Consider the following 20,192-nt stretch of genomic DNA (forward strand, 5'->3'; position numbering starts at 1 on the left):
GGACAAGCTGGATGTTATCGAGTGTTTCGAGGAGCCGGGGAGAGCACTGCGGGTGGGTGAGATGACTGAAAAACAAGAGGATCTGTATCATGCTCTGGGGGTGAAGCCGCCAGCCTCGTTATGAGTGAGCGGGAATATAGGTAACAATATCCATCCGGCTCTCTAACACGACATTCCCGATGATGTACCTCACTTTGCCCTCGGTATCAAGGTTGACTTCACCGTTTTTTATCATGCGTGCAAGTTCAGTCATTGCATTCGCAATAGTGTCATCTGTTAATGCTGCCGCATCTTGCATCTCAATCTTTAACGAAAATGACTTTCTCTTCTTCTGATTCCGATGCATGACTTTGTCAATAATGCTCTTCATGACGTCTCGCTCACTTCTTCCCTCTCTTTCCTAAAGCTAAAAACGTTTTGAACTACTCAATCGTCATCGGATCGGGTAGAGTATCCAGTTATATCCCCCAATACTCATGATGGCAGATCTCATGCATACCCCTGCAAAAAAGCACCGATCACGCTGGAAAAACAAACATAGCAAACAGGATAAAAGGCAAAACCAAGAAAGAAAACATAAAAGAAAAACCATGCCCCAGCCCGGATTTGAACCGGGGACAACCAGATCTTCAGTCTGGCGCTCTCCCAGTCTGAGCTACTGAGGCTTTGGGATTACAATATACGCCAGATCTCTATTTAATACATCCGTTTTTGCTCAGGCAATGCCCGCCCAAACGCCATCTTTTCCTCCTTCCTCTTCCATCTCCCCACTCCACCGCCCCCATTTATCACTCCTGAAGAACAGACATATCAGCATGAGTTCGTCCTCCGGCACCGGCACTCCCGGCAGCTCCGGCAGCCCCCCCGGCGCCGGTCTTCTTCATCGCATCCGTTCGCTCCTCGGCCCCCGGAAACCTGAGAAGAAGCAGGGGCCGACCCTGGAGGAGCGTGTGCGGGAGCGGGGCGCCGGGATCGTCCACCTGACACATAACGATCTCGATGCCGCCGGGGCAGACGCAATCCACCGGCGTGTCTATGGGCACGACGAGGTCTTCACCGTCTTCTCTTCCGTCGGCAGGTTCACAAAGAACCTCAATTCAATAGCAAACGTCCCCGGCAAGGGCGATATCCTCTCCATCTCCGACCTCGGTTACCAGAACGGCGTCGATGAAGCCGCCCGACGGGCAAAGGCATCCGGTTGGCGGATCATCTGGCGTGATCACCACCGGTGGAAGCCTGATCAGATCCGGCAGATCGAGCAGTATACAGAAGAACTCACCGTTGATACCTCCACCTGCGGGTGCGGGCTCGTGGCACGGGCACTTGCACCCGATGATCCTGTTGCAGTTGAGATTGCAAGGGTCGTCTGCGACTATGATCTCTGGACACACCAGGACCCGCGGTCTGCGATCCTCGGGCAGATCGGATCCATCAATAAAAACCTCAGGCCACTCAGGAACCGGCTGGAGCAGGGCATCTTCACCGACAGCTGGATCGAGGAGACATATGCGGAGATTGACCGCGAACGTACCCGGGCCATCAAAACAAGCATCCGGAGGATGAAGATCCGGAAAGGACGATACACAATCGCCTTTGCCCCCCTCATCAACTACCCTAGCGAGACCGCAGCCGCCATCAGGGAAGACTACAAAACAGACATCGAGGTGATCGTATCGGAAAACGGCCGCTTCTCACTGAGGTCAACTCCTCCCATCTCCCACCTCATTGCTGGCGAGTTCTCAGGCGGCGGCCACCCGAATGCATCCGGAGGCACTTTCCCCTTCACGTTTTGGGACAAAATCTCCTTCCGGCTTCTTGGAAAGACCTCCCACTTTGATCGTTTCGTGGAAGTTGCAGAGGCACTCCCGGAACAACCTACCGCCAGATAAACGATCCCCCTACAAGCTCATCCCAGTATGATGGCTGCCCGGCGGGCGCATACCCCCCGGCCATGATATTATCCAGATCAACAAGCTCCATTGCGGCCCGGAGATCAACCTCCCTCCCATCCATTACGATGATCTTCCTGACGGTATACGATCCCATCAGATCGCCAAGCAGCGGCAATACTGACGGTGCAACCGTGATATCCCGCTGCACCTCAAGCACCTTCTCAAGGCCACGTTCAGTCGGATTCATCAGGTGCCAGAAGATCCGCCGCCCGGAGACGAGTTCAAGCTCCAGTGATGCCGGATCATGTTCCAGCAGGATCACATGCCCAAAGACCCCGGCATCCCGCATCATCCTGAGGAACTGCCTGAAGAAGAGTATCTGATCCTCATCAGGATCCAGAAACAGCGCAGCAGCAGAGGGGAGCGACCACCAGCAGTTCTTCCGTATGAGAGAGACCGCCTGGATATCATCCAGTACATCATCCGCGGGTGCGTCAGGAAGAGATCCTGCCCTCGCCCGTTCATGATAGAACCAGCCGCCGGCAGCAGGGGTGTGCACCTCCGCCTGCGCCTCAACTGTCTTTAAGAGGTGATAGGTGACCAGATCGCCACTCTGACCTGCGCGGGCCTTTGCCCATGCAGCGAGATCGGAGACTGACGGAGTATCGACCTTTGATCCGAGTCCCCGTACCGGGATTGCCAAGCGCTTTGCCATAGTGTACCCTGTATTTTATACGATTCAGCGCAAAAAGCATAACTATGAGTGGTACACCGAAACTGGTTACATGTGGACTTCCCTACACCAATGGATTATGCCATATCGGGCACCTGCGGACCTATGTTCCCGCCGACTGCTATGTCAGGCATCTCAGGCGTGCAGGTGAGGACGTCCTCTTTGTCTGCGGCTCAGATAATCACGGAACCCCGATCGTCGTATCCGCAGAAGAGGCGGGCACCACCCCGCGGGCGCTCTCTGAAAAATACCATGATCATTTCAAACAAACCTTTGAGAAGATGGGTGTCATCTTCGATCATTTCGGGATGACCGATAATACAACCAATCATGAGAGGACACAGTCGATCATCAACCGGCTGATCGATCGCGGCTATGTCTACTCCGAGATCATCAACCAGAGCTACTGTACCTCCTGCGAACGGTTCCTCCCGGACCGTTATGTCGAGGGAACGTGCCCCCACTGCGGCAAACATGCACGAGGCGACGAATGCGACCAGGGATGCGGCCGCCACCTTGAGCCAGGCGAGATCCTGGATCCCGTCTGCACAGTCTGCCGGACAAAAGCCGAGACCCGCCAGCAGGAACATTATTTCTTTAAGCTGAGCACCTTCCGGGAGTACCTCCTTGACTATTTAAAGGACCTCAACGGCACCATCAATGCGAAGAATTACGCGATCGGGTGGGTTGAGAACGAGCTCCGCGACTGGTGCATCACGCGTACCCTTGACTGGGGTGTGAAGTTCCCCGGCAACCAGGAACTTGTCGTCTATGTCTGGGTCGATGCACCCATCGGCTATATCTCCTTCACCGAGGAATGGGCAGATGCCCATAATGATGACTGGAAGAGATATTGGTGCGGCGAAGGAGAGGTGACGCATTTCATCGGATCTGACATCATCTACCACCACTGTATCTTCTGGCCCGCTCTCCTCCATGCAGCTGGATACGGAACCCCGGATGCCGTTGTTGCATCAGGTATGCTGAAGGTCGAGGACCAGAAGTTCTCAAAATCCCGTGGCTACGTGGTCTGGGCAAACGAGGACTATCTTGATGTCGGGCTCCCCTCAGACTATCTCCGTTACTATCTCCTCAGCTACACAAGCCATACAAAAGAGCTGAACTTCTCCTGGAAGGCATACCAGGAGCGGGTGAATAATGAGCTTGTGAATACGCTCGGCAACTTCATGTACAGGACGATCTACTTTGCAGAAGCAAAACTCGGCGGCATCCCCTCCACCCCGGCAAGCCCGGAGATCCTTCTGGAGATCAGGAAGGCACGGGAGAGTGTTGACTCTGCATTCAGGTCATTTGAATTCAAGCTGGCAGTTGACGGGATTATGGGGCTTGCAGGATTTGGGAATAACTACATCCAGAAGAACGCTCCCTGGAAACTGATGAAGACAGATTTTGCGGCAGCAGAATCTGCAATCGCAGACTGCCTCCAGATCGTCAAGGCACTCGCCCTGATGCTTGAGCCGGTGCTCCCGGATGCAGCGGCAAAATGCTGGGCGATGCTCGGATACGAGAGCCCCATTGCCGATCACCACCTCGACGAATGTGACACACCCCTCTCTGGTGTCACCTTACAGAAGGCTGAGATGCTCTTTGCCAAACTCGAGGATGAGCAGTATGCAGTCCTTGAAAAAACCTTCAATGGGCGTGTTGAAGCCGCTAAGAAGAAACAGGAGATGAAAGAGGAGAAGAAACCAATGGTCTCAATGGATGAATTTGCACAGATGGATCTGAGGATCGGAAAAGTTCTCTCGGCAGAGCCGATTAAAGGCTCAAAGAAGCTCCTGAAGATACAGGTGGATATCGGGTCCGAGACCCGTCAGGTGGTATCCGGGATCGCACCCTTCTATGCACCGGATGCACTCACTGGCAGCCTGGTTGTGATGATCACAAACCTTGAACCGGCGACGATCTTTGGTGTTGAGAGCAGGGGGATGATCCTGGCAGCAGGCGATGATGCCGCTCTCCTGATGCCGAACAGGGAGATTGAGCCTGGGACAAAGATCCGGTGATCACCGGGGCCAGTACCCGGCATCAGCGAGATGGGATCGGATCCGCTCCTGGTGCAGAAGCCCCCTGGTCTCGATCTCAACCTCCACCCTGATCTCGGTCGGATGGAGCCCTTTCTCATCCCTTTTCTGGATAATCTCATGAATATTGCCGCCAGCCTCAGCAATGATGCCGAGCAGTTTCGAAAGTGCTCCCGGCTTGTCATCGACCACCACCGAGATAGTCATCGAGCGGTCCCGGGCAACCTGTGCCTGGTGGATCACACGCTGGAAGAGTGGGAGATCGATATTCCCTCCTGAGATGACCAGTACGATCCTGCTTCGCTCTGGAAATTTACCCTTTCCGGAGAGGAGGTAGGCGAGCGGGACCGATCCCGCACCCTCAACGACGAGGTGTTTTCGTTCTGCAAGGAGGAGGATCGCCTGGATCATCTCTTCTTCGGAGACAATTCCGATATCGTCCACAAACGCCCGGATCATCCCAAACGGCCGTTCGCCGACGATCGGAACAGCGATCCCGTCTGCTATCGTTCTGCCGGGAGAGACAAGCTCGCGCTCCTCAAAAGTAAATGCCCGGTAAGCGGCATCACAGGCAGCCGCCTGTACGCCAATGATCCGGGCAGGGCTCCCGGCACCCTTAATCGCAGCGGCGATACCAGCGATTAAGCCTCCACCGCCGACTGGCACGATCACATATTCGGCATCGCCAAGATCCTCAAGGATCTCTGTGCCGATGGTGCCGGCCCCCGCGATCACATGCTTATCATCATAGGGATGGATGAGAAATGCCCCCCTCTCAGCCAGCAATGTAGCATAGAGGATCGACTCCTGGAGCGTCCGCCCTGAAAGGACAATCTCAGCTCCATATCCCCGTGCCGCCTCCTGCTTGGCAACCGATGACCCGACCGGCATCACGATCGTCGCCTTCACCCCGGCAATACCTGCGGCGAGGGCAACCCCCTGTGCATGGTTCCCTGCAGATGCGGCCACAACTCCACTCTCCCCAATCCGGGAGCGGTTTTTGAGTATCGAGTGTACTGCCCCTCTCACCTTGAATGAACCCGCCTTCTGGAGGGTTTCGAGCTTCAGGTACACCTCACAGCCGGTCATTGCCGAGAATGTCGGCGAGTAGACAAGCGGTGTTCTGTGGATATGGGGGCGGATCAGATCCGTGGCATCGGTGATCTCCTGGTGGGTGAGCATAGAGGCACAATCTACCTCCATGATGAAAAGATGATCGTTCAACAGGAGGGTTTGAGGGGAACACAAGCTGGTGAATGGGTTCGGCGGAGATCCCCTGTTCCGGGAGTCAGGAACAGGTTCAGCACCAGATTGTGTGGGAAAAAACAGGCAGCTGCCAGAAACCACTATCTTTCGCTATCTCTCCCAAAATGCATGCAGAAGAGGGAGGTATACCGGTCCATATAACAGGGTGAATGGCACAGAAGTGTAAATTCTCCTCCAAGGCATTCGGCAAAGAGCCCAAGCCACTGGCTCTGAAGCATATGGTATTCCGTCCGCTCTCCCCGGGGCTGGGTGAAGAATGATATAACCTCTGTCATCAGGAACTGGTCGACACAGGTGATGGCAAGTTCGATTGGGGCATCCTGTGAGAGGATTGAATTGATGATACTCCCATAGGACTGGTAGACTGCAAGTGCCAGATCCGGGGAGTAGATCTCGGGCCGATCATTGTCTGCATCCATCTCAAAGAGAATGAAGTGGTCTATCCGGTGCCTGAGCCGGGAGAGGTGCAGCCTCTTCTCCTCATAGGGCATATGGTGATAGGCAAGGGAACTTGTTGCAAGATCGAAGTGACGGTGGATTCTTCCGGTACAGTCCTGGATGCGGCAGTTTTCTTTGCTGATACGCACATCTGGAAACGCTTCTGATACCGTCTTTGCGGCCAGCTCCACCATGGCAGTCGAGGAATCGATCAGAAAGATCTCCTCGATCTCATCAATCCTGCCACACTCCCGGAGTTTCTGAAGCAATGCCACCGTCAAAGCCCCATCCCCACACCCGAGATCCATCATTGAAAAAGGCCTGGGGAAATGCGGCAGGCTTGCAGCACATTCGGTTACATGGATCTCTCGTGCAGCCTGCATCACAGGGTTCTTCGCAAAGAGCAGGAAGGCATGTGGATCGAAGAACACCACATACGGCATAGCGAGTCTTCGATCATGCCGCTCTAAAAAACCGACGAGCTGGGTTGCCGAGAATGGCTCATCCCCCTCAAGGCGGGCAGCCTCCAGGAGCCACCTGAAACCAGCCTCTTCAGAGCCCTCAGCCATCAGCAGCGTGCCGATAAAGTAACAGAAGACGGGGAGGAGATTTGGGCGGATCTGATCGGCGAGGCTCTCCGTGACTGAGCCGGGAGTTCCGCCGTCGTTGAGTATCCCATCAGCTAAACGCGACCAGACAGCAGATTCCTGAGGAGATAAGAAGAGCATTTATTCATTTTTGTTGCCTGCAAAGGGTGATGAAGATTTGTATCCACGGGTTCAGCTTCTCTGGTCAGAAGTTCACTTTCGCCCTCCGCTCCCGACATTTATGAGCAGGTCTGACAGAATTCATCATAATCAGTGCTTTGTTTTCAACTCCTCCTTTGATGAATCAGGAGTATATGCCGGGCATTGATGGTATTTCAGCAACAGATCAAGGGAGTGTGAACAGAAATCTCAGATTCAGATCACCCGTATAAACGGCTCTTCAGTCACAAAGAGATGATGGCAGACCTCATCTCCGGATTCCTCAATCCCGAATTTGCCTATGCCTGTGATTTTGAGACACTGAAGCGGTGCAATGGCAGTTATGTGACCGATGATCTCAGGGAGCGTGAAGACGACCTCATCTGGAGTGTCAGATATGGTGACCGGACACTGGTCATCTACCTCCTGATAGAGTTTCAATCAACACCGGATCCGACGATGCCGATTCGTATCATGTCGTATATGGCGCTTCTCTGGCAGGATCTGATCAGAACCGGCCAGATCTCATCCAGTAAATCATTACCCGGGATCATCCCGGTTGTGCTCTATAATGGTGAGAGTCCCTGGAATATACCGGATGATATCGGTGCGAGCATCCTGATGCCGGATCCGGTGCTCCGGTTCAAGCCGTCGGTGCAATATCTGGTGGTCGATGAGCTCCGGCTCTCGGTGCACCATCTCGTCGAAGTACGAAACCTTGCTGCCAGCCTTTTTGGCCTCGAGCAGTCATCGAAAAGTGAGGATCTCTTCGAGCTTGGCAAGAGACTGAATGCATGGATGAGGAAGAACCCAAATCTCGATCCATTGCGTCGGGATTTCTCGTTATTCTTCGAGAATACCTTAAAGACAGATGAAGATAAACCACTACCAAATCCGTTTTGTGGGGATACCATGTTAAAAGAAAAGGTAAAACGATGGACCGCTGAGCTGAAAGCCGAAGGGAAAGTCGAAGGAAAAGTAGAGGAGCGGCGAACACTCCTTCGCCGGATGAAGGCATTTGGGATGTCTATCAGTGAGATTGCAGAGATCACCGGGTTGCCGGAAGAGGAGATTCGCCACCTGATCTGATCCGGTTTTGATCCAATGTTGTATCACCATGCGATCCCGCTTACATCCCCTCTCAACGATATAGCCCCGCTATGAAATCCCTCATCGCCCCAATAATCTTTCTTTTTTGAGGGGTGCCATATCCTTCTCCACCCACGTTGTATTCCCGCCCTCATCTCATCCCTCTCCTTTTCACAGCAGTTTGTGAAACAACCATTATTTTCCGGAATGGGATTTTTATTGAGGATTATGCAACTCTTCAGCCATCCCAGTCCACCAGTTCAAAAGTCGCCGGTCTTGTCGATTGTAATCGAAACACCCCTGGCACTCTTCCTGATGACAATCCTCTGCATCATTTCTTTCCTGAGTTTCTCGGGGAGCTCTCCTGACTGCCACTCATATTCTGCCCAAACCGCAGCTTCGGCACTGGCAGGATCAGCGGCTGCGATTGCCTTGAGGGCATAGTATGCACCGCCATAGGCATGCTGGGGCACATGGGCGGTTGCCACCGCCTGGCCAGCGGCACGTGCCGCAAAGGAGGCTGGGATGTCTGCTGCCGCCTCTCTTGCGGCTGCATGGGCGGCAAGCGATGCCCTGCGTATCTCAGCCATGGAAAAGTGGCCTGTATCAATCCACCTCCGGCAGAGCTCAAGTGCCTCGCGTGGCCGACCATCTCCCGGATACTCTCTCTCAAAGAAGAGAAGCACCCGCTCAGCGCAGTCTGCTGCCCAGGCCGCCATCGCTCTCTGATCATCACGGCTGTATCTCTTCATGGGGATACGAAGATTATGGATGCTCTTTCATTGGCGGATGCCCCCTCTTGTAGAGAATACACCTGGGTTCACCTCTATCAGGAAGAGAACAAAAAGAAGCGGGCCTGGGGGGATTCGAACCCCCGACATTCGGGTTAGAAGCCCGACGCTCTATCCTGGCTAAGCCACAAGCCCCGAAGGATATATTTGTTCGTTCTCCCGGCTTTTATTCTTTTGTGTGATGCATGACACCCCGGGAACGAATCCCGGTTGAACACCCTTTTCCGGATACGCATGCCGGCTCAATATCACTTTCTCTGCATGGTTGCGATAATCCTCTCGCTTCTCCTGGTATGTGATGATCCCATATCTCAGGCAGGTGTTCCGAAGCTTTATCCTCGATGGTGGTTTTTGATCGACTCATGGGAACGATGATTCCATTGAGTATAACCATGATGAGCAGCAACGGTTGTAATCAGTTGCAAGGCACAGGTGTAACCGTATGAAGATTGCTGTTCTAAACGGAAGCCCAAAAGGCGATCTCAGTGTCACCATACGCTCTGTCCGGTACATGGAGCTGCACGAGCCGGATCATACCTTCGATATGATACAGGTTGCATCGGTGATTAACAGAATCGAAAAAGACGAGGAGTATTTCAATGCAATTATGCAGAGAATTTCAGAAGCCGATGCTGTTCTATTTGCATTCCCCCTCTATGTGATGCTTGTTCCGGCACAATTCAAGCGGTTCATCGAGCTCATCTTTGAGCGGAATGCAGAAAAACATTTCAAAGGCAAATATGCCGCCTCCATTTCGACATCCGTTCATTTCATGGATCATATTGCCAACAATTACATCCATGCAATAGCCGAGGACCTCGGAATGCAGTTTTTAGGTTCATTTTCGGCACATATGCAGGATCTCTTAAAGGAGGACGAGCAAAAGCGGCTGCTCCAATTCACCTCCTTCTTCCTCGAAACCATCCGGAAGAAACCGGTGATTCAGCCACTGAACCCGCAGGTTCACCACCTCACTCCACCCTATAATCCGGCATCTCCGGTAACACCCGTGAATCCGGGCAATCTCCGGATTCTCATTCTCACCGATCGAATGGCCCCGGATTCAAATTGTGCCAAGATGGTAGACCGGCTCAATGAGACATTCAGGGGGAAGGCAACAGTGGCAGAAATTCCTGATATCGGGATGAAAGGCGGGTGCCTTGGATGCTGCCGGTGCGGATATGACAATACCTGTGTATACACAGACGGCTTTTCTGAATGGTACAGGAACAATCTCCTCGCATCTGATATCATCATCTTGGCAGGAGAGATCCATGACCGTTTCCTCTCTTCAGGTTTCAAGCAAATCCTCGATCGTTCATTCTTCATGGGCCATATCCCTGCCTTTAAGGGAAAGACAATCGGCTACCTGGTGTCAGGTCCTCTCAGCGAAAACCCTGTTCTGATGGAGTTCTTCAGGGCATTCACGGATAGCGAGGGTGTTCTGTCCGGACGTATCATCAGCGACGAATCCGATGACCCGGCTGAAATAGATCGCAGGATCGACAGTTTCGCAGCTTCCCTTCTTGACAGTGCAGAAAGTGGCTATATCCCTCCGCCCACCTTCTATGCTGTCAGCGGCCACAAGATCTTCCGGGACATGATCTGGGGTGGCATGGGTGCAATCTTCAGGGCAGACCACCGCTATTTCAAAAGGAACAGGCTCTATGATTTTCCGCAGTACCAGTACAGGCAACGGATCCAGTCTCTCTTCCTGACATGTATCCTTGCTATTCCATCGGCAAGACAATCCGTATTTCTCAGGATGAAAGAGCATATGGTTGAAGCTCATGACCGGGTACTTGAGGATTCGATGCGATAAGCTACATACTCCTGTACCCCGGTTATCGAAACCTTTAACAACACCTCTGTATAATCCTCTCCTGTTGCCGCAATGCGGCAGATACAGGAGAGATGCATATGATCCCAGTAAAGATGCAGGATCTGATCAATGCCCAGATCAATGCCGAGATGTACTCCAGTTACCTGTACCTCTCGATGTCAGCATGGTGCTCAGACAAGAACTGGAATGGCTTTGCCCACTGGCTCCGCCTTCAGGCACAGGAAGAGCTTGCACATGCGATGAAGTTCTATGACTACCTCAATGAGCGGGGCGGCACAATCACACTCGCAGCGATCGCCGGCCCAAAGGCCGACTGGAAGGATCTGCCTGCCATCTTCAAGGAGGTCTATGCACATGAGCAGAAGGTCACCGGTATGATCAATGCGCTGATGGCAGAAGCGATCAAGCAGAAGGATTATGCGTCTGAGATCATGCTCCAGTGGTTTGTCACCGAGCAGGTCGAAGAAGAAGCAAACGCCTCAGAGATTGTGGATACTCTGGAGAAGATTGGACCTACAGCAGGCGGCCTCTACCATCTTGATCGACAGCTTGGTCAGCGATAAGTGTTCGAATTCCAACACTATTTTTCAATGCTGGCGTAACAGGGAGCCAGACGATTTGACAGGGGAGACTACATGGTAATTATACAGATCAGGGTCGCCGGGATGCATTGCGCAACCTGTGCAAAAGCAATAGAAAGTACACTTGGAGAACGAAAAGGGATCTCTTCTGCCGTTGTGAACATTGCCGCAGAAAACGTGCGTATTGAGTTTGATCCGGATACAGTATCCCTTTTGGATATTGAAGAGGCAATCAGGAAGGCTGGCTTTACCCCGGTGCCAGAATCGCTTGCACTTTCAATCAGCGGCATGCACTGTGCCGTCTGTGTGCAGGCCATCGAAAAAGCACTACTCACTCTCCCCGGTATCACCTCCGTCTCAGTCAACCTCGGAACAGGGCAGGCATATCTCACCTACTATCCTGATGTCACATCGCTTGAAGATATGAAGAAAGCAGTATCAGCAGCCGGTTTTTCGGTAATCGGGACAGGCGATGATAGCCAGGTCGACTCTTTTGATACCGGGGCTGCTCTTGATCTCCGCATGAAGGCATACCGGTCCATCCTTGGATTTGTGGTCTCAGGATTCCTGATGCTCCTGATGTGGATCCACCCTCCTCTTCCGCTCCCGATGCCCTTAATGATGTTCTTCATCGCAACACCGTTCTTTGCCTTCCTTTCGTATCCAATCTTCAAAGCGGCAATCCGCTCGTTGAAAAACGGTATTCTGGATATGGATGTCATGTATTCGCTTGGTATTGGGACCGCATACGGATCAAGCGTACTTTCGACATTTGGGATCTTCCTCTCTGCTGACTTCAACTTTTATGAAACAGCGATCATGCTCACCGCATTCCTCACCCTTGGCCGCTACCTGGAGGCACGGGCAAAAGGAAAGACAGGTGAGGCGATCCGCTCATTAATGAACCTTCAGCCGAAAACAGCGACAGTTATCCGGGACGGAACTGAGTTCACTGTCCCGGTCGGGGAGATTGTACCCCATGATATCGTCCTTGTCCGGCCTGGAGAGGCGATTCCGGTGGATGGGACGGTTATCGATGGAGAAAGCCATGTGGATGAATCGCTTATCACCGGTGAGCCGATCCCCATCCTCAAACAAACAGATGCAAATGTCATCGGCGGCACAATCTCCACAAATGGTGCAATCACGATCTATGCCACACAGGTCGGGAAGGATACTATCCTCGCAAAAATCATCAGGATGGTTGAGGAAGCACAGGGGAGCAAGCCCCCGGTCCAGCGGGTTGCTGATACGGCAGTGTCATACTTCATCCCCGCAGTTCTGATCATCGCATTTTCGGCATTTCTCTTCTGGTACTTCATCGCCGGATATCCGCTCCTTTTTGCAGTTACTGCCCTCATATCGGTGCTGGTTGTTGCCTGTCCCTGTGCGCTTGGGCTTGCCACCCCGACTGCGATCACCGTTGGTATCGGACGGGGTGCGGAACTTGGAATCCTGATCAGAAACGGGGAGGTGCTTGAGAAATCCGGTACAATTAATATTGTTGCAATCGACAAGACCGGCACCCTCACCGAAGGCCGCCCGGAGGTGACGGATATCGCACCCTTCTCCCTCTCCGAGCAGGAGCTACTCACCTATGCCGCATCTATCGAGCAGCTTTCGCTTCACCCACTTGGAGAAGCGATCCTGAGAAAGTCTGAAGAAATGGATGCCCCTCTCCATGATGTGGTGGATTTTAAGTCCTTTGGAGGGCAGGGGATTTGTGGCTCGGTCGACGGCGTACAGATTCTTGTCGGCAACAGGTCTTTTTTTGAGGAGAGATCGATCCAGATCCCAAAGAATGCCCTTGGGACGATCGTCAGGTTTGAGAGTGAAGGCAAGACGGTACCGCTTATTGCAGTTGATCGGAGGTATGCCGGATGCATCGCCATCACCGATCCGATCAAACCCACTTCTCATGAAGCTGTGAAGATCTTTGAGGAGATGGGGCTCTCTGTTGTGATGATCACCGGCGATAATGAACATACCGCCGAGGTTATCGGACAGGAGATCGGAATCTCCCGTATCTTTGCTGGTGTTCTCCCATGGGATAAGGCAGAGGAAGTCTCCCGGCTTCAGGAGCGTGGTGAACACGTTGCCTTTATCGGGGACGGGATCAACGATGCCCCGGCACTTGCACAGGCGGATGTCGGGATCGCCATCTCAACCGGAACCGATGTTGCTGTCGAGAGCGGCGGCATTGTTCTGATGCAGAGTGATCCCCTCGATGCCGCCGCAGCAATCCAGCTCGCCCGAAAGGTTATGGGCAGAATCAGGGCGAACCTCTTCTGGGCATTTTTCTATAACATACTCCTCATCCCGGTTGCTGCAGGGCTTCTCACCCCGTTCTTTGGGATCACCTTCCGCCCTGAATATGCGGGACTTGCCATGGCACTCTCATCAGTTACCATCGTTTCGCTCTCGCTTCTCCTGAGAAGCTATACACCACCTGCAAAGAATAAGGCAGAATCACCGGTTTTTGCCGGGTGATTCTCTGACCATTTTTTTGATCCGATATTTCCCTGCCAAACCGTCTATTCTAAAGAATAGTTCAATATTCAGGCTTTTATTGGATCTTTCTTATGTGCCAAGTTATAGGTTTATGAGGTTATAGAACAGAGTTTTACATGCAGAACGAAACTCCCCTCTTTTTCGGGGCGTGAGGTACCGGACGATACCGGCCGAGCTGAGCACGTTGAATAGAATCGTATCGAATTTGTCCGGATTGATAAGAATGGGATACCGTACTCACGCACGCCACACCACCTGCCCGGGGTGCAATGAAGAGATCTATATGGAAGAGCTGGTCAAAGGGCAGTGCCCGCTCTGCGGGTCACCAGTAGAAGAGCTTGAGGCTTCTGATGAGTCGCTTGATTACGATGACGGGTTTGAGCGTTCCGAACTTTCATGGCTCGTTCTCCAGTACTTCCTCTTCAAAAAGTTCGAGGAGGTCGGAGCCAATCCTCTCCAGGTCTTCCGTTTGTTGTCAACTGTCGAGGAGAATATAGAGATTGTCTCCTCTGGAAAGGAGAAAGAGCATTATGCCTATGATATGGATGCTGAACTCTCACTAGTTGAGCGGCTGCTTCTGAAGCGTTGTAGCTCATGCAACAAGCTCTTTATCCGGGGTGCAACAAAGAAGATCTCAGGTGATCTCCTTAGCGGTGGTATGAAAATTACCTACCGGTGTGGGAAATGCCAGGGATAAGAGCGTAAACTTTCTAAAAAGCTATTTTTCACAGAAGATTGTGGATCTGCACCTGCATCAAAAAAATTAATATGATCGACCGATCAGGGCACCCTTCCCCTCTCTTCCACAGATAACGCAGGAATTCCCATTCACCTTTTCGGCATGTTTTCCACGGAGTTCTCTTCCGAGGAGGGAGGCGTCTGTCTCAGCCTCGATTCTATCGGCACAATCCCGTTCCCCACACCAGCTTGCAACGGCAACACCGGACTCGACAGCAGTCCGGATCTCTTCGATGGTCGTGCATATGGCGATCTTTCCTTCCATTGATGCCTCTGCCCGTTCGGTGATCGCCTTCTGGATTTCCTCAAGCAGTGCCGGAACTTCGGCGGCTGATCCGATCTGCTGCTTCTGCTTAAACCGGTCTACAGCGACGATTGTCCCGGAATCGATATCCCTTGGCCCGAGTTCAAGCCGGAGCGGGACACCATGTAGCTCCCAGTGATAGTACTTCGCACCGGGGCGCATATCGCGGAGATCAAGCTCAACCCGGATACCAAGTCCCTTCAGCTCGGAACAGAGCGTTTCTGCTGCTGCGAGCACCTCGTCTTTTCTCTTCCCGATGATAATCGGGATGATGACCACCTGCACCGGGGCAACCGATGGCGGGAGTACAAGTCCGGTATCATCGCCATGCACCGAGATCACCGAGGCTATGCACCGCTCCGAGATGCCATAGCAGGTCTGGTATGCAAGCTGCTGTTCGCCTGCCAGATCCTCGTAGGTGATATTGAAGGTCTTTGAGAAATGGGTCCCGAGATGGTGGGCGGTTCCAATCTGGAGTGTCTTTCCATCCGGCATGATCGTATCAACAGCGATCGTGTAGTCCGCACCCGGGAACTTGTCCCAGTCCGGCCGCTTCGATACAAGGATCGGCACACCGAGGGAATGGTAAAACTGCGAGTAGAGCCGGATCGCCTCCTCTACCTGCCCGGCAGCCTCGTCCCAGGTGCAGTGGACGGTATGGGCTTCCTTGAAGGAGGTGATCTCCCTGAGCCTGATCAGCGGCCGGGTATGTTTCGTCTCATACCTGAAGGTATTCACGATCTGGTAGAGTTTTAAGGGGAGATCGGCATGAGATCTCACCCAGAGAGCATACATCGGATAGATTGCAGTCTCGCTTGTCGGCCTGAGTGCCAGCTTCACATCGAGCTCGGAGAGCCCTCCGTGCGTCACCCAGTACACCTCCTCTTCAAAACCCTTGATATGCTCAGCCTCTTTCATGAACTCATGGTCCGGAATGAGGAGCGGGAAGATTGTCTCCTGATGATCGGCATCGAGGAGCGAGCGGAGCATGTTGTACGTATGCTTCCGGATCGAGAACCCGAATGGGTACCAGACATACAGCCCTTTTACGGGATACCGGACATCCATGATCTCGGCGCGCCTGAGGATCTCGTTATACCATGCACTAAAATCAGAAACTGGGGGGAGTGCATCCGTCTTATCTTCCATAGTATGCCACCTAAACGACCAGTACTATGATACCTGGCGTTATAAATGCCTCAGTAATTGCGGCAAGAACGAGGAGTGGAGTCACAGTCTTTGCAAAAATGACCGTGTACCGACCTGCATCATGAGCGGCATCACCCCCTTCAAGCAGCTCTCTCTGAATAGCGCCAGAGAGCATCAGGCCGAGCGCTCCGGAGATGAAGAGGGCGGGAAGCTCGAAGAGGCCGTGCGGGAGGAGGGCAGCAATCACATACAATCCTCCCTGCAACTCATTTGATATCTGGGCGACCGCTCCCACGATCACCCCGTTTGTTGCAAGTACAAAGACTGTTAGTATTCCGAATGTGACTCCCCCGAGGAAGAGGATAATGCAGGCCTGGAGATTATTCACAAAGAGCATCGCAGCCAGCATGAGCGGGGGCTGCTCCATCAGCTTCTCAAGATCCAGCGCCCCGGAGAGCACCTGCATGAAGGTCTCGCCGATTTGCGGGTTATGGATTACAAGTCCGGCACCCACAAGCGCAGAGAGAATGAAGATGAGGGTGGCGATGAGGATGCTTTTTAAAATATTCTCAGACATGAAGTACCATCCTCATCATCCCCCGGATCCCCGGCGCCATCCCGACAACGATCATCGCTAGGAGAAGGAGATACCACAGACCACTCTCACCGTTCTCCCGTCGGTACATCTCAAGGATGTAGATGCCGGGAATGAGGACTGCAAGCTTCAATGGATACATCGCAAACGCGGTTCCTGTCCAATCGATGAGTGCACCGCCGACGACGTGCTTTTCCATGTATTGGATTGGATGGATATCTATCCCGTAACTTGTGGCACTTGCATCGAGGAGGTGGCCGTAGATCAGGAGAATATAGAGCGGATTCTGCACATACTCCCACCGAAGCAGGTACCGGAGCCCGGCATAGGTGAGGAGCGTCGAGAGGATCGCCATGAGGAGGATGATCGCGAGGACGGCACCATCAAAGCTCGTCTGCGTCATCCCCCACCAGACGAGCAGGCCTGCCGTTACAACCGAATATACCGTTCCAAGAAGCCAGTATGGTCGGATGAAAGACTCCGTGACACCCGCAGTCTCAAGCCATCGCGAGATGATGAGCGAGATGACGGTGATTGCGAAGATAACGAAGTAGATAAGCGGTGTGATCAGCAGGAATTTCAGATCACTCTCGATCATACCGGTATCCTCGACGACCCGGATGAGCCCGCCCAGCACCACATAGGGTATCGTTGCGATAACAAATGCTGAATCTATCACGATTTCATTCCGGCTCAGCCACCTGTAGACCAGGAATACCGCGATGATCAGGATCACTGCATAAGTGAGGGTATTAAAAATGTTGTATCCCCCATCAATCCTGACCGGATCAATGTAATATTTGTATACGAAGTCACTAATCATGAAATGATCCCGATGAGCTCAGAGTACTTCAAGATATTAAAAAATAAAGTTTTTGATAAGTCAAAATGGATGCAGCTCCCCCGTGACGTGGTTATCGGCCATGATGCCCTCGACCAGATTCCACGCGTCCTTGAGGAACTTGCTCTTGGGCGATCGGTTCTCCTCCTTTCTGGCCCCAGAACCAACAAGGCGGTGGGGGATCGGGTCGCCTCCCTGATCGAGGGCCAGTTCGATCTCACACGGCACGTTACCGATGCAATTACACCTGAGACTATTCGCCTGGTTGAGGAGATTGGATCGTCTGCCGATCTCATCGTTGCGGTCGGTGGGGGCCGGGTGATCGATACTGCAAAGATCGCCTCATTCAATCTGGACTGCCAGTTTGTCAGTGTCCCGACAGCAGCATCCCATGACGGAATCGCATCATCCCGCGCATCAGTCCCAACAGATGAGGGGAGCTCATCTCTTGATGCCCATCCCCCGGTAGCAATCGTGGCAGATACCGGGATCATCGCAGCCGCACCACACCGCCTCCTCGCTTCCGGGTGTGCCGATATCATCTCAAACTATACAGCAATCCTCGACTGGGAGCTTGCCCACCGGCTCCGTGGGGAGGTGATCTCCGAGTATGCCATTGCACTCTCCCGTATGACTGCAGAGATCCTTGTAAAAGATGCCCATCTCATACTTCCAAACTCTGAAGAGAGTGCCTGGCTTGTCACAAAAGCCCTCGTCTCTTCAGGGGTTGCCATGAGTATCGCAGGTTCGTCCAGGCCTGCGAGCGGGGGCGAGCATAAGTTCGGCCATGCGGTCGAGCGGCTTATGCCTGGGAAAGTGCTGCATGGCGAGGCATGCGGGATTGGGACGATCATCTCGATGTATCTCCATGGTGGCGACTGGCGGGGGATACGCACCTCCCTCAAAAAGATCGGTGCCCCCACCACTCCGGCTGAGGTGGGGCTCCCCGATCATATCGCTGCAGAAGCCCTGATGAAGGCAAAAGAAATACGGCCTGAACGCTTTACTATCTTTGATATGGGCATTACAGAAGATTCAGCAGCAGCACTGATCCGCATGCTGTATCGGGAGTGAGTCAGATGACTGAGGCAAAGAACCGGGTAACACTGATCGGGACAAAGCTCGCAAAAGAAGGGCTGGAATTTATCTATGTGGGGGCAGTGGACGAATGCAGCGGATGTAAGGTGAAGAAAGCCTGCCACAATCTTGTTGAAGGAAGAAAATACCGGGTGGTCGATGTCAGGCCCACTACCCATTCATGTTCTGTTTTTGCAGACGGCGCCTGTGTGGTTGAGGTTGAGGAGGCGCCTGTGGTCGCACTCATCGCAGGTGATATGGCGATCACCAACTCCAGGTTTGTCTATGAGTATGCATGCAACCGTCAAGAGTGTAGAAGTTATGATCTCTGTCATCCCGACGGGGTGAATGAAGGGGAGAAGTATATAATCTCACAGGTCCTTGGAAATGCCCCTGATGAATGTCTCCGGGGAAGGAAAAACCTGAAACTGGTTGAGATCCTTCCTCTCTGACTTTTTTTATGAACCTCCGGGCATTTCACCCACAGGTCACTTCTCTCCTGTAGACCAGACCGCTTCTTCAAGCTCACGAAGTGCAGCAGCTCCTTCCAGTGCTTTTATCCATTCCGGGGGTATGCCTTCTGCTCCAAAGAACGCCCCGCCAAGAGCGCCGCAGATGGCGGCAATGGTATCAGTATCGCCACCGAGGGAGAGAGCACGCCGAATCATCGAAAAAAACGTCTCTTCCTCCATGAAACAGGTGATGGCAGCATGCGCCGCATCGAGGGCATCAAGCGATGGGATAAGCGGTGCTGCCGAGAGGAGAGCTACCCTGCCTCTGACCTCACTAATCTCGCAGGCGTTGAGTGCCGAGAAAAACGCACTCTCACGTGATCCCCCCCGGCAGAGGATCGAGATCATCTGGTTGACAATGCCTGACGAGGCACCCGCCACCGGGTGGGTATGTGTTATGGCAGCGGCAATGCTGCTCATGATCCTTGCATGATCCGGGCGATAGAAGATTCCGATAGGCGCTCCCCTCATCACCGCCCCGTTTGTCCTGCCGCTGCCAGGTATTCCGAATGCCGCCTTTTCTGGTGGGATGCCCTTCTTCACCCGCTCCAGAACCGCCCGGCTGGTCGGCCCGAAAAATTCAGGATGTAGATCATACATCTTCACCAGGCGGCTCACAAAATCGATCGCCGAGAACCCATGGCAGGTGACCAGTGTCTCTGCAAGCGCTATCATCTGGAGGGTATCATCTGTATATTCTCCTCTCCGTGTCGAGAAAGGCCCTCCTCCTGTCATCCGCTCAGGGATCTGATGAATAATCTGGCTCCCTTCAAAGGGCGCACCCATTGCATCCCCTATTGCCGAGCCGATCAGCGATCCGGGTATGCGCGTGAATTGGAATATAAAGATCACCAATAAATTATATGTGGCTACTCATTAGAGTCTCATCTGAAATAGGTGATAGGTTGCAGAAAGAAGATAACGTACCTTTCTTTCTGTAAATTCTCTGACCCTGCTCTCCTTGGTTGATCATTCTCTCTCGTCCGACAAATATCTTCTGCCTGTAACCCACTCTTCGTTGATGTCCATTAGGATAGCTCC

Annotated in this window: 18 protein-coding genes and 2 tRNA genes; 9 read left to right on the forward strand and 11 right to left on the reverse strand. The window is 52.9% G+C overall.

Going from position 1 to position 20,192, the window contains the following annotated elements:
- Positions 1-118 precede the first annotated feature (118 nt).
- Together FTO68_RS10785 and FTO68_RS10790 are read right to left on the reverse strand one after the other, a co-directional pair.
- The gene (locus FTO68_RS10785) at positions 119-370 is read right to left on the reverse strand and encodes a hypothetical protein (protein ID WP_255333418.1); all 252 of its coding nucleotides are present in this window, start codon (positions 368-370) and stop codon (positions 119-121) included.
- A 221-nt stretch (positions 371-591) separates the two neighbouring features.
- Positions 592-665: transfer RNA gene (locus tag FTO68_RS10790), tRNA-Phe, on the reverse strand.
- A 150-nt stretch (positions 666-815) separates the two neighbouring features.
- Between FTO68_RS10790 and FTO68_RS10795 the strand changes: the two genes are divergently transcribed.
- The gene (locus tag FTO68_RS10795) at positions 816-1,889 is read left to right on the forward strand and encodes a DHH family phosphoesterase (RefSeq protein ID WP_255333419.1); all 1,074 of its coding nucleotides are present in this window, start codon (positions 816-818) and stop codon (positions 1,887-1,889) included.
- On the opposite strand, the gene FTO68_RS10800 is transcribed toward FTO68_RS10795, so the two are convergent.
- The gene (locus FTO68_RS10800; protein WP_255333420.1) at positions 1,876-2,607 is read right to left on the reverse strand and encodes a type III secretion system chaperone family protein; all 732 of its coding nucleotides are present in this window, start codon (positions 2,605-2,607) and stop codon (positions 1,876-1,878) included. The two genes, FTO68_RS10795 and FTO68_RS10800, sit on opposite strands and share 14 nt — an antisense overlap.
- A 44-nt stretch (positions 2,608-2,651) precedes the next feature.
- Here FTO68_RS10800 and metG point away from each other — a divergent pair, with 44 nt between their 5' ends.
- A complete protein-coding gene (metG, locus tag FTO68_RS10805) occupies positions 2,652-4,652 on the forward strand; it encodes a methionine--tRNA ligase (RefSeq protein WP_255333421.1) in 2,001 nt (666 codons plus the stop codon).
- On the opposite strand, the gene ilvA is transcribed toward metG, so the two are convergent.
- Both ilvA and FTO68_RS10815 read right to left on the reverse strand, forming a co-directional pair.
- A complete protein-coding gene (ilvA, locus tag FTO68_RS10810) occupies positions 4,653-5,852 on the reverse strand; it encodes a threonine ammonia-lyase (protein WP_255333422.1) in 1,200 nt (399 codons plus the stop codon).
- 164 nt (positions 5,853-6,016) lie between these two features.
- Positions 6,017-7,102, reverse strand: a complete 1,086-nt coding sequence (locus FTO68_RS10815; RefSeq protein ID WP_255333423.1) for a class I SAM-dependent methyltransferase — start codon at positions 7,100-7,102, stop codon at positions 6,017-6,019.
- A gap of 225 nt (positions 7,103-7,327) precedes the next feature.
- Between FTO68_RS10815 and FTO68_RS10820 the strand changes: the two genes are divergently transcribed.
- Positions 7,328-8,209, forward strand: coding sequence for an Rpn family recombination-promoting nuclease/putative transposase (locus tag FTO68_RS10820; protein ID WP_255333435.1), 882 nt, complete (start codon positions 7,328-7,330; stop codon positions 8,207-8,209).
- A 260-nt stretch (positions 8,210-8,469) separates the two neighbouring features.
- Here the strand turns inward: FTO68_RS10820 and FTO68_RS10825 are convergent, their stop codons facing one another.
- Positions 8,470-8,961, reverse strand: coding sequence for a putative immunity protein (locus tag FTO68_RS10825; RefSeq protein ID WP_255333424.1), 492 nt, complete (start codon positions 8,959-8,961; stop codon positions 8,470-8,472).
- Positions 8,962-9,060: 99 nt separating this feature from the next.
- Positions 9,061-9,135 (reverse strand) — tRNA-Arg (locus FTO68_RS10830).
- Between the two features lie 307 nt (positions 9,136-9,442).
- Here FTO68_RS10830 and FTO68_RS10835 point away from each other — a divergent pair.
- The 4 genes from FTO68_RS10835 (at position 9,443) to FTO68_RS10850 (ending at position 14,632) form a co-directional block, all read left to right on the forward strand.
- Complete coding sequence (locus FTO68_RS10835) at positions 9,443-10,822, forward strand: NAD(P)H-dependent oxidoreductase (protein ID WP_255333425.1); 1,380 nt, start codon at positions 9,443-9,445, stop codon at positions 10,820-10,822.
- A 98-nt stretch (positions 10,823-10,920) separates the two neighbouring features.
- Entirely contained in the window at positions 10,921-11,406 is a 486-nt protein-coding gene (locus tag FTO68_RS10840) for a ferritin (protein WP_255333426.1), read from the forward strand.
- Positions 11,407-11,478: 72 nt separating this feature from the next.
- A complete protein-coding gene (locus tag FTO68_RS10845; protein ID WP_255333427.1) occupies positions 11,479-13,914 on the forward strand; it encodes a heavy metal translocating P-type ATPase in 2,436 nt (811 codons plus the stop codon).
- A 244-nt stretch (positions 13,915-14,158) separates the two neighbouring features.
- On the forward strand, positions 14,159-14,632 hold the full coding sequence (locus FTO68_RS10850; protein ID WP_255333428.1) for a hypothetical protein: 474 nt from the start codon (positions 14,159-14,161) through the stop codon (positions 14,630-14,632).
- A 66-nt stretch (positions 14,633-14,698) separates the two neighbouring features.
- Here FTO68_RS10850 and proS read toward each other — a convergent pair whose 3' ends face one another.
- From proS to FTO68_RS10865, 3 genes are read right to left on the reverse strand one after another with little or no spacing between them, the layout of a single operon-like run.
- Positions 14,699-16,126 (reverse strand): proline--tRNA ligase, encoded by a 1,428-nt coding sequence (gene proS, locus FTO68_RS10855; RefSeq protein WP_255333429.1) that lies wholly within the window; start codon positions 16,124-16,126, stop codon positions 14,699-14,701.
- A gap of 10 nt (positions 16,127-16,136) precedes the next feature.
- Positions 16,137-16,703, reverse strand: a complete 567-nt coding sequence (locus tag FTO68_RS10860) for a stage II sporulation protein M (RefSeq protein WP_255333430.1) — start codon at positions 16,701-16,703, stop codon at positions 16,137-16,139.
- Positions 16,696-17,544 (reverse strand): DUF63 family protein, encoded by an 849-nt coding sequence (locus FTO68_RS10865; RefSeq protein WP_255333431.1) that lies wholly within the window; start codon positions 17,542-17,544, stop codon positions 16,696-16,698. Before FTO68_RS10865 ends, FTO68_RS10860 begins: the two co-directional genes overlap by 8 nt.
- A gap of 12 nt (positions 17,545-17,556) precedes the next feature.
- Between FTO68_RS10865 and FTO68_RS10870 the strand changes: the two genes are divergently transcribed.
- Together FTO68_RS10870 and FTO68_RS10875 are read left to right on the forward strand one after the other, a co-directional pair.
- Positions 17,557-18,636, forward strand: a complete 1,080-nt coding sequence (locus FTO68_RS10870; protein WP_255333432.1) for an NAD(P)-dependent glycerol-1-phosphate dehydrogenase — start codon at positions 17,557-17,559, stop codon at positions 18,634-18,636.
- A 5-nt stretch (positions 18,637-18,641) separates the two neighbouring features.
- On the forward strand, positions 18,642-19,091 hold the full coding sequence (locus FTO68_RS10875; RefSeq protein ID WP_255333433.1) for a UPF0179 family protein: 450 nt from the start codon (positions 18,642-18,644) through the stop codon (positions 19,089-19,091).
- A 36-nt stretch (positions 19,092-19,127) separates the two neighbouring features.
- On the opposite strand, the gene FTO68_RS10880 is transcribed toward FTO68_RS10875, so the two are convergent.
- Entirely contained in the window at positions 19,128-20,003 is an 876-nt protein-coding gene (locus FTO68_RS10880; RefSeq protein WP_255333434.1) for an ADP-ribosylglycohydrolase family protein, read from the reverse strand.
- Positions 20,004-20,192 lie beyond the last annotated feature (189 nt).

This window comes from Methanocalculus taiwanensis, from assembly GCF_024372745.1.
In the GTDB taxonomy this organism is placed as follows: Archaea; Halobacteriota; Methanomicrobia; order Methanomicrobiales; family Methanocorpusculaceae; genus Methanocalculus; species Methanocalculus taiwanensis.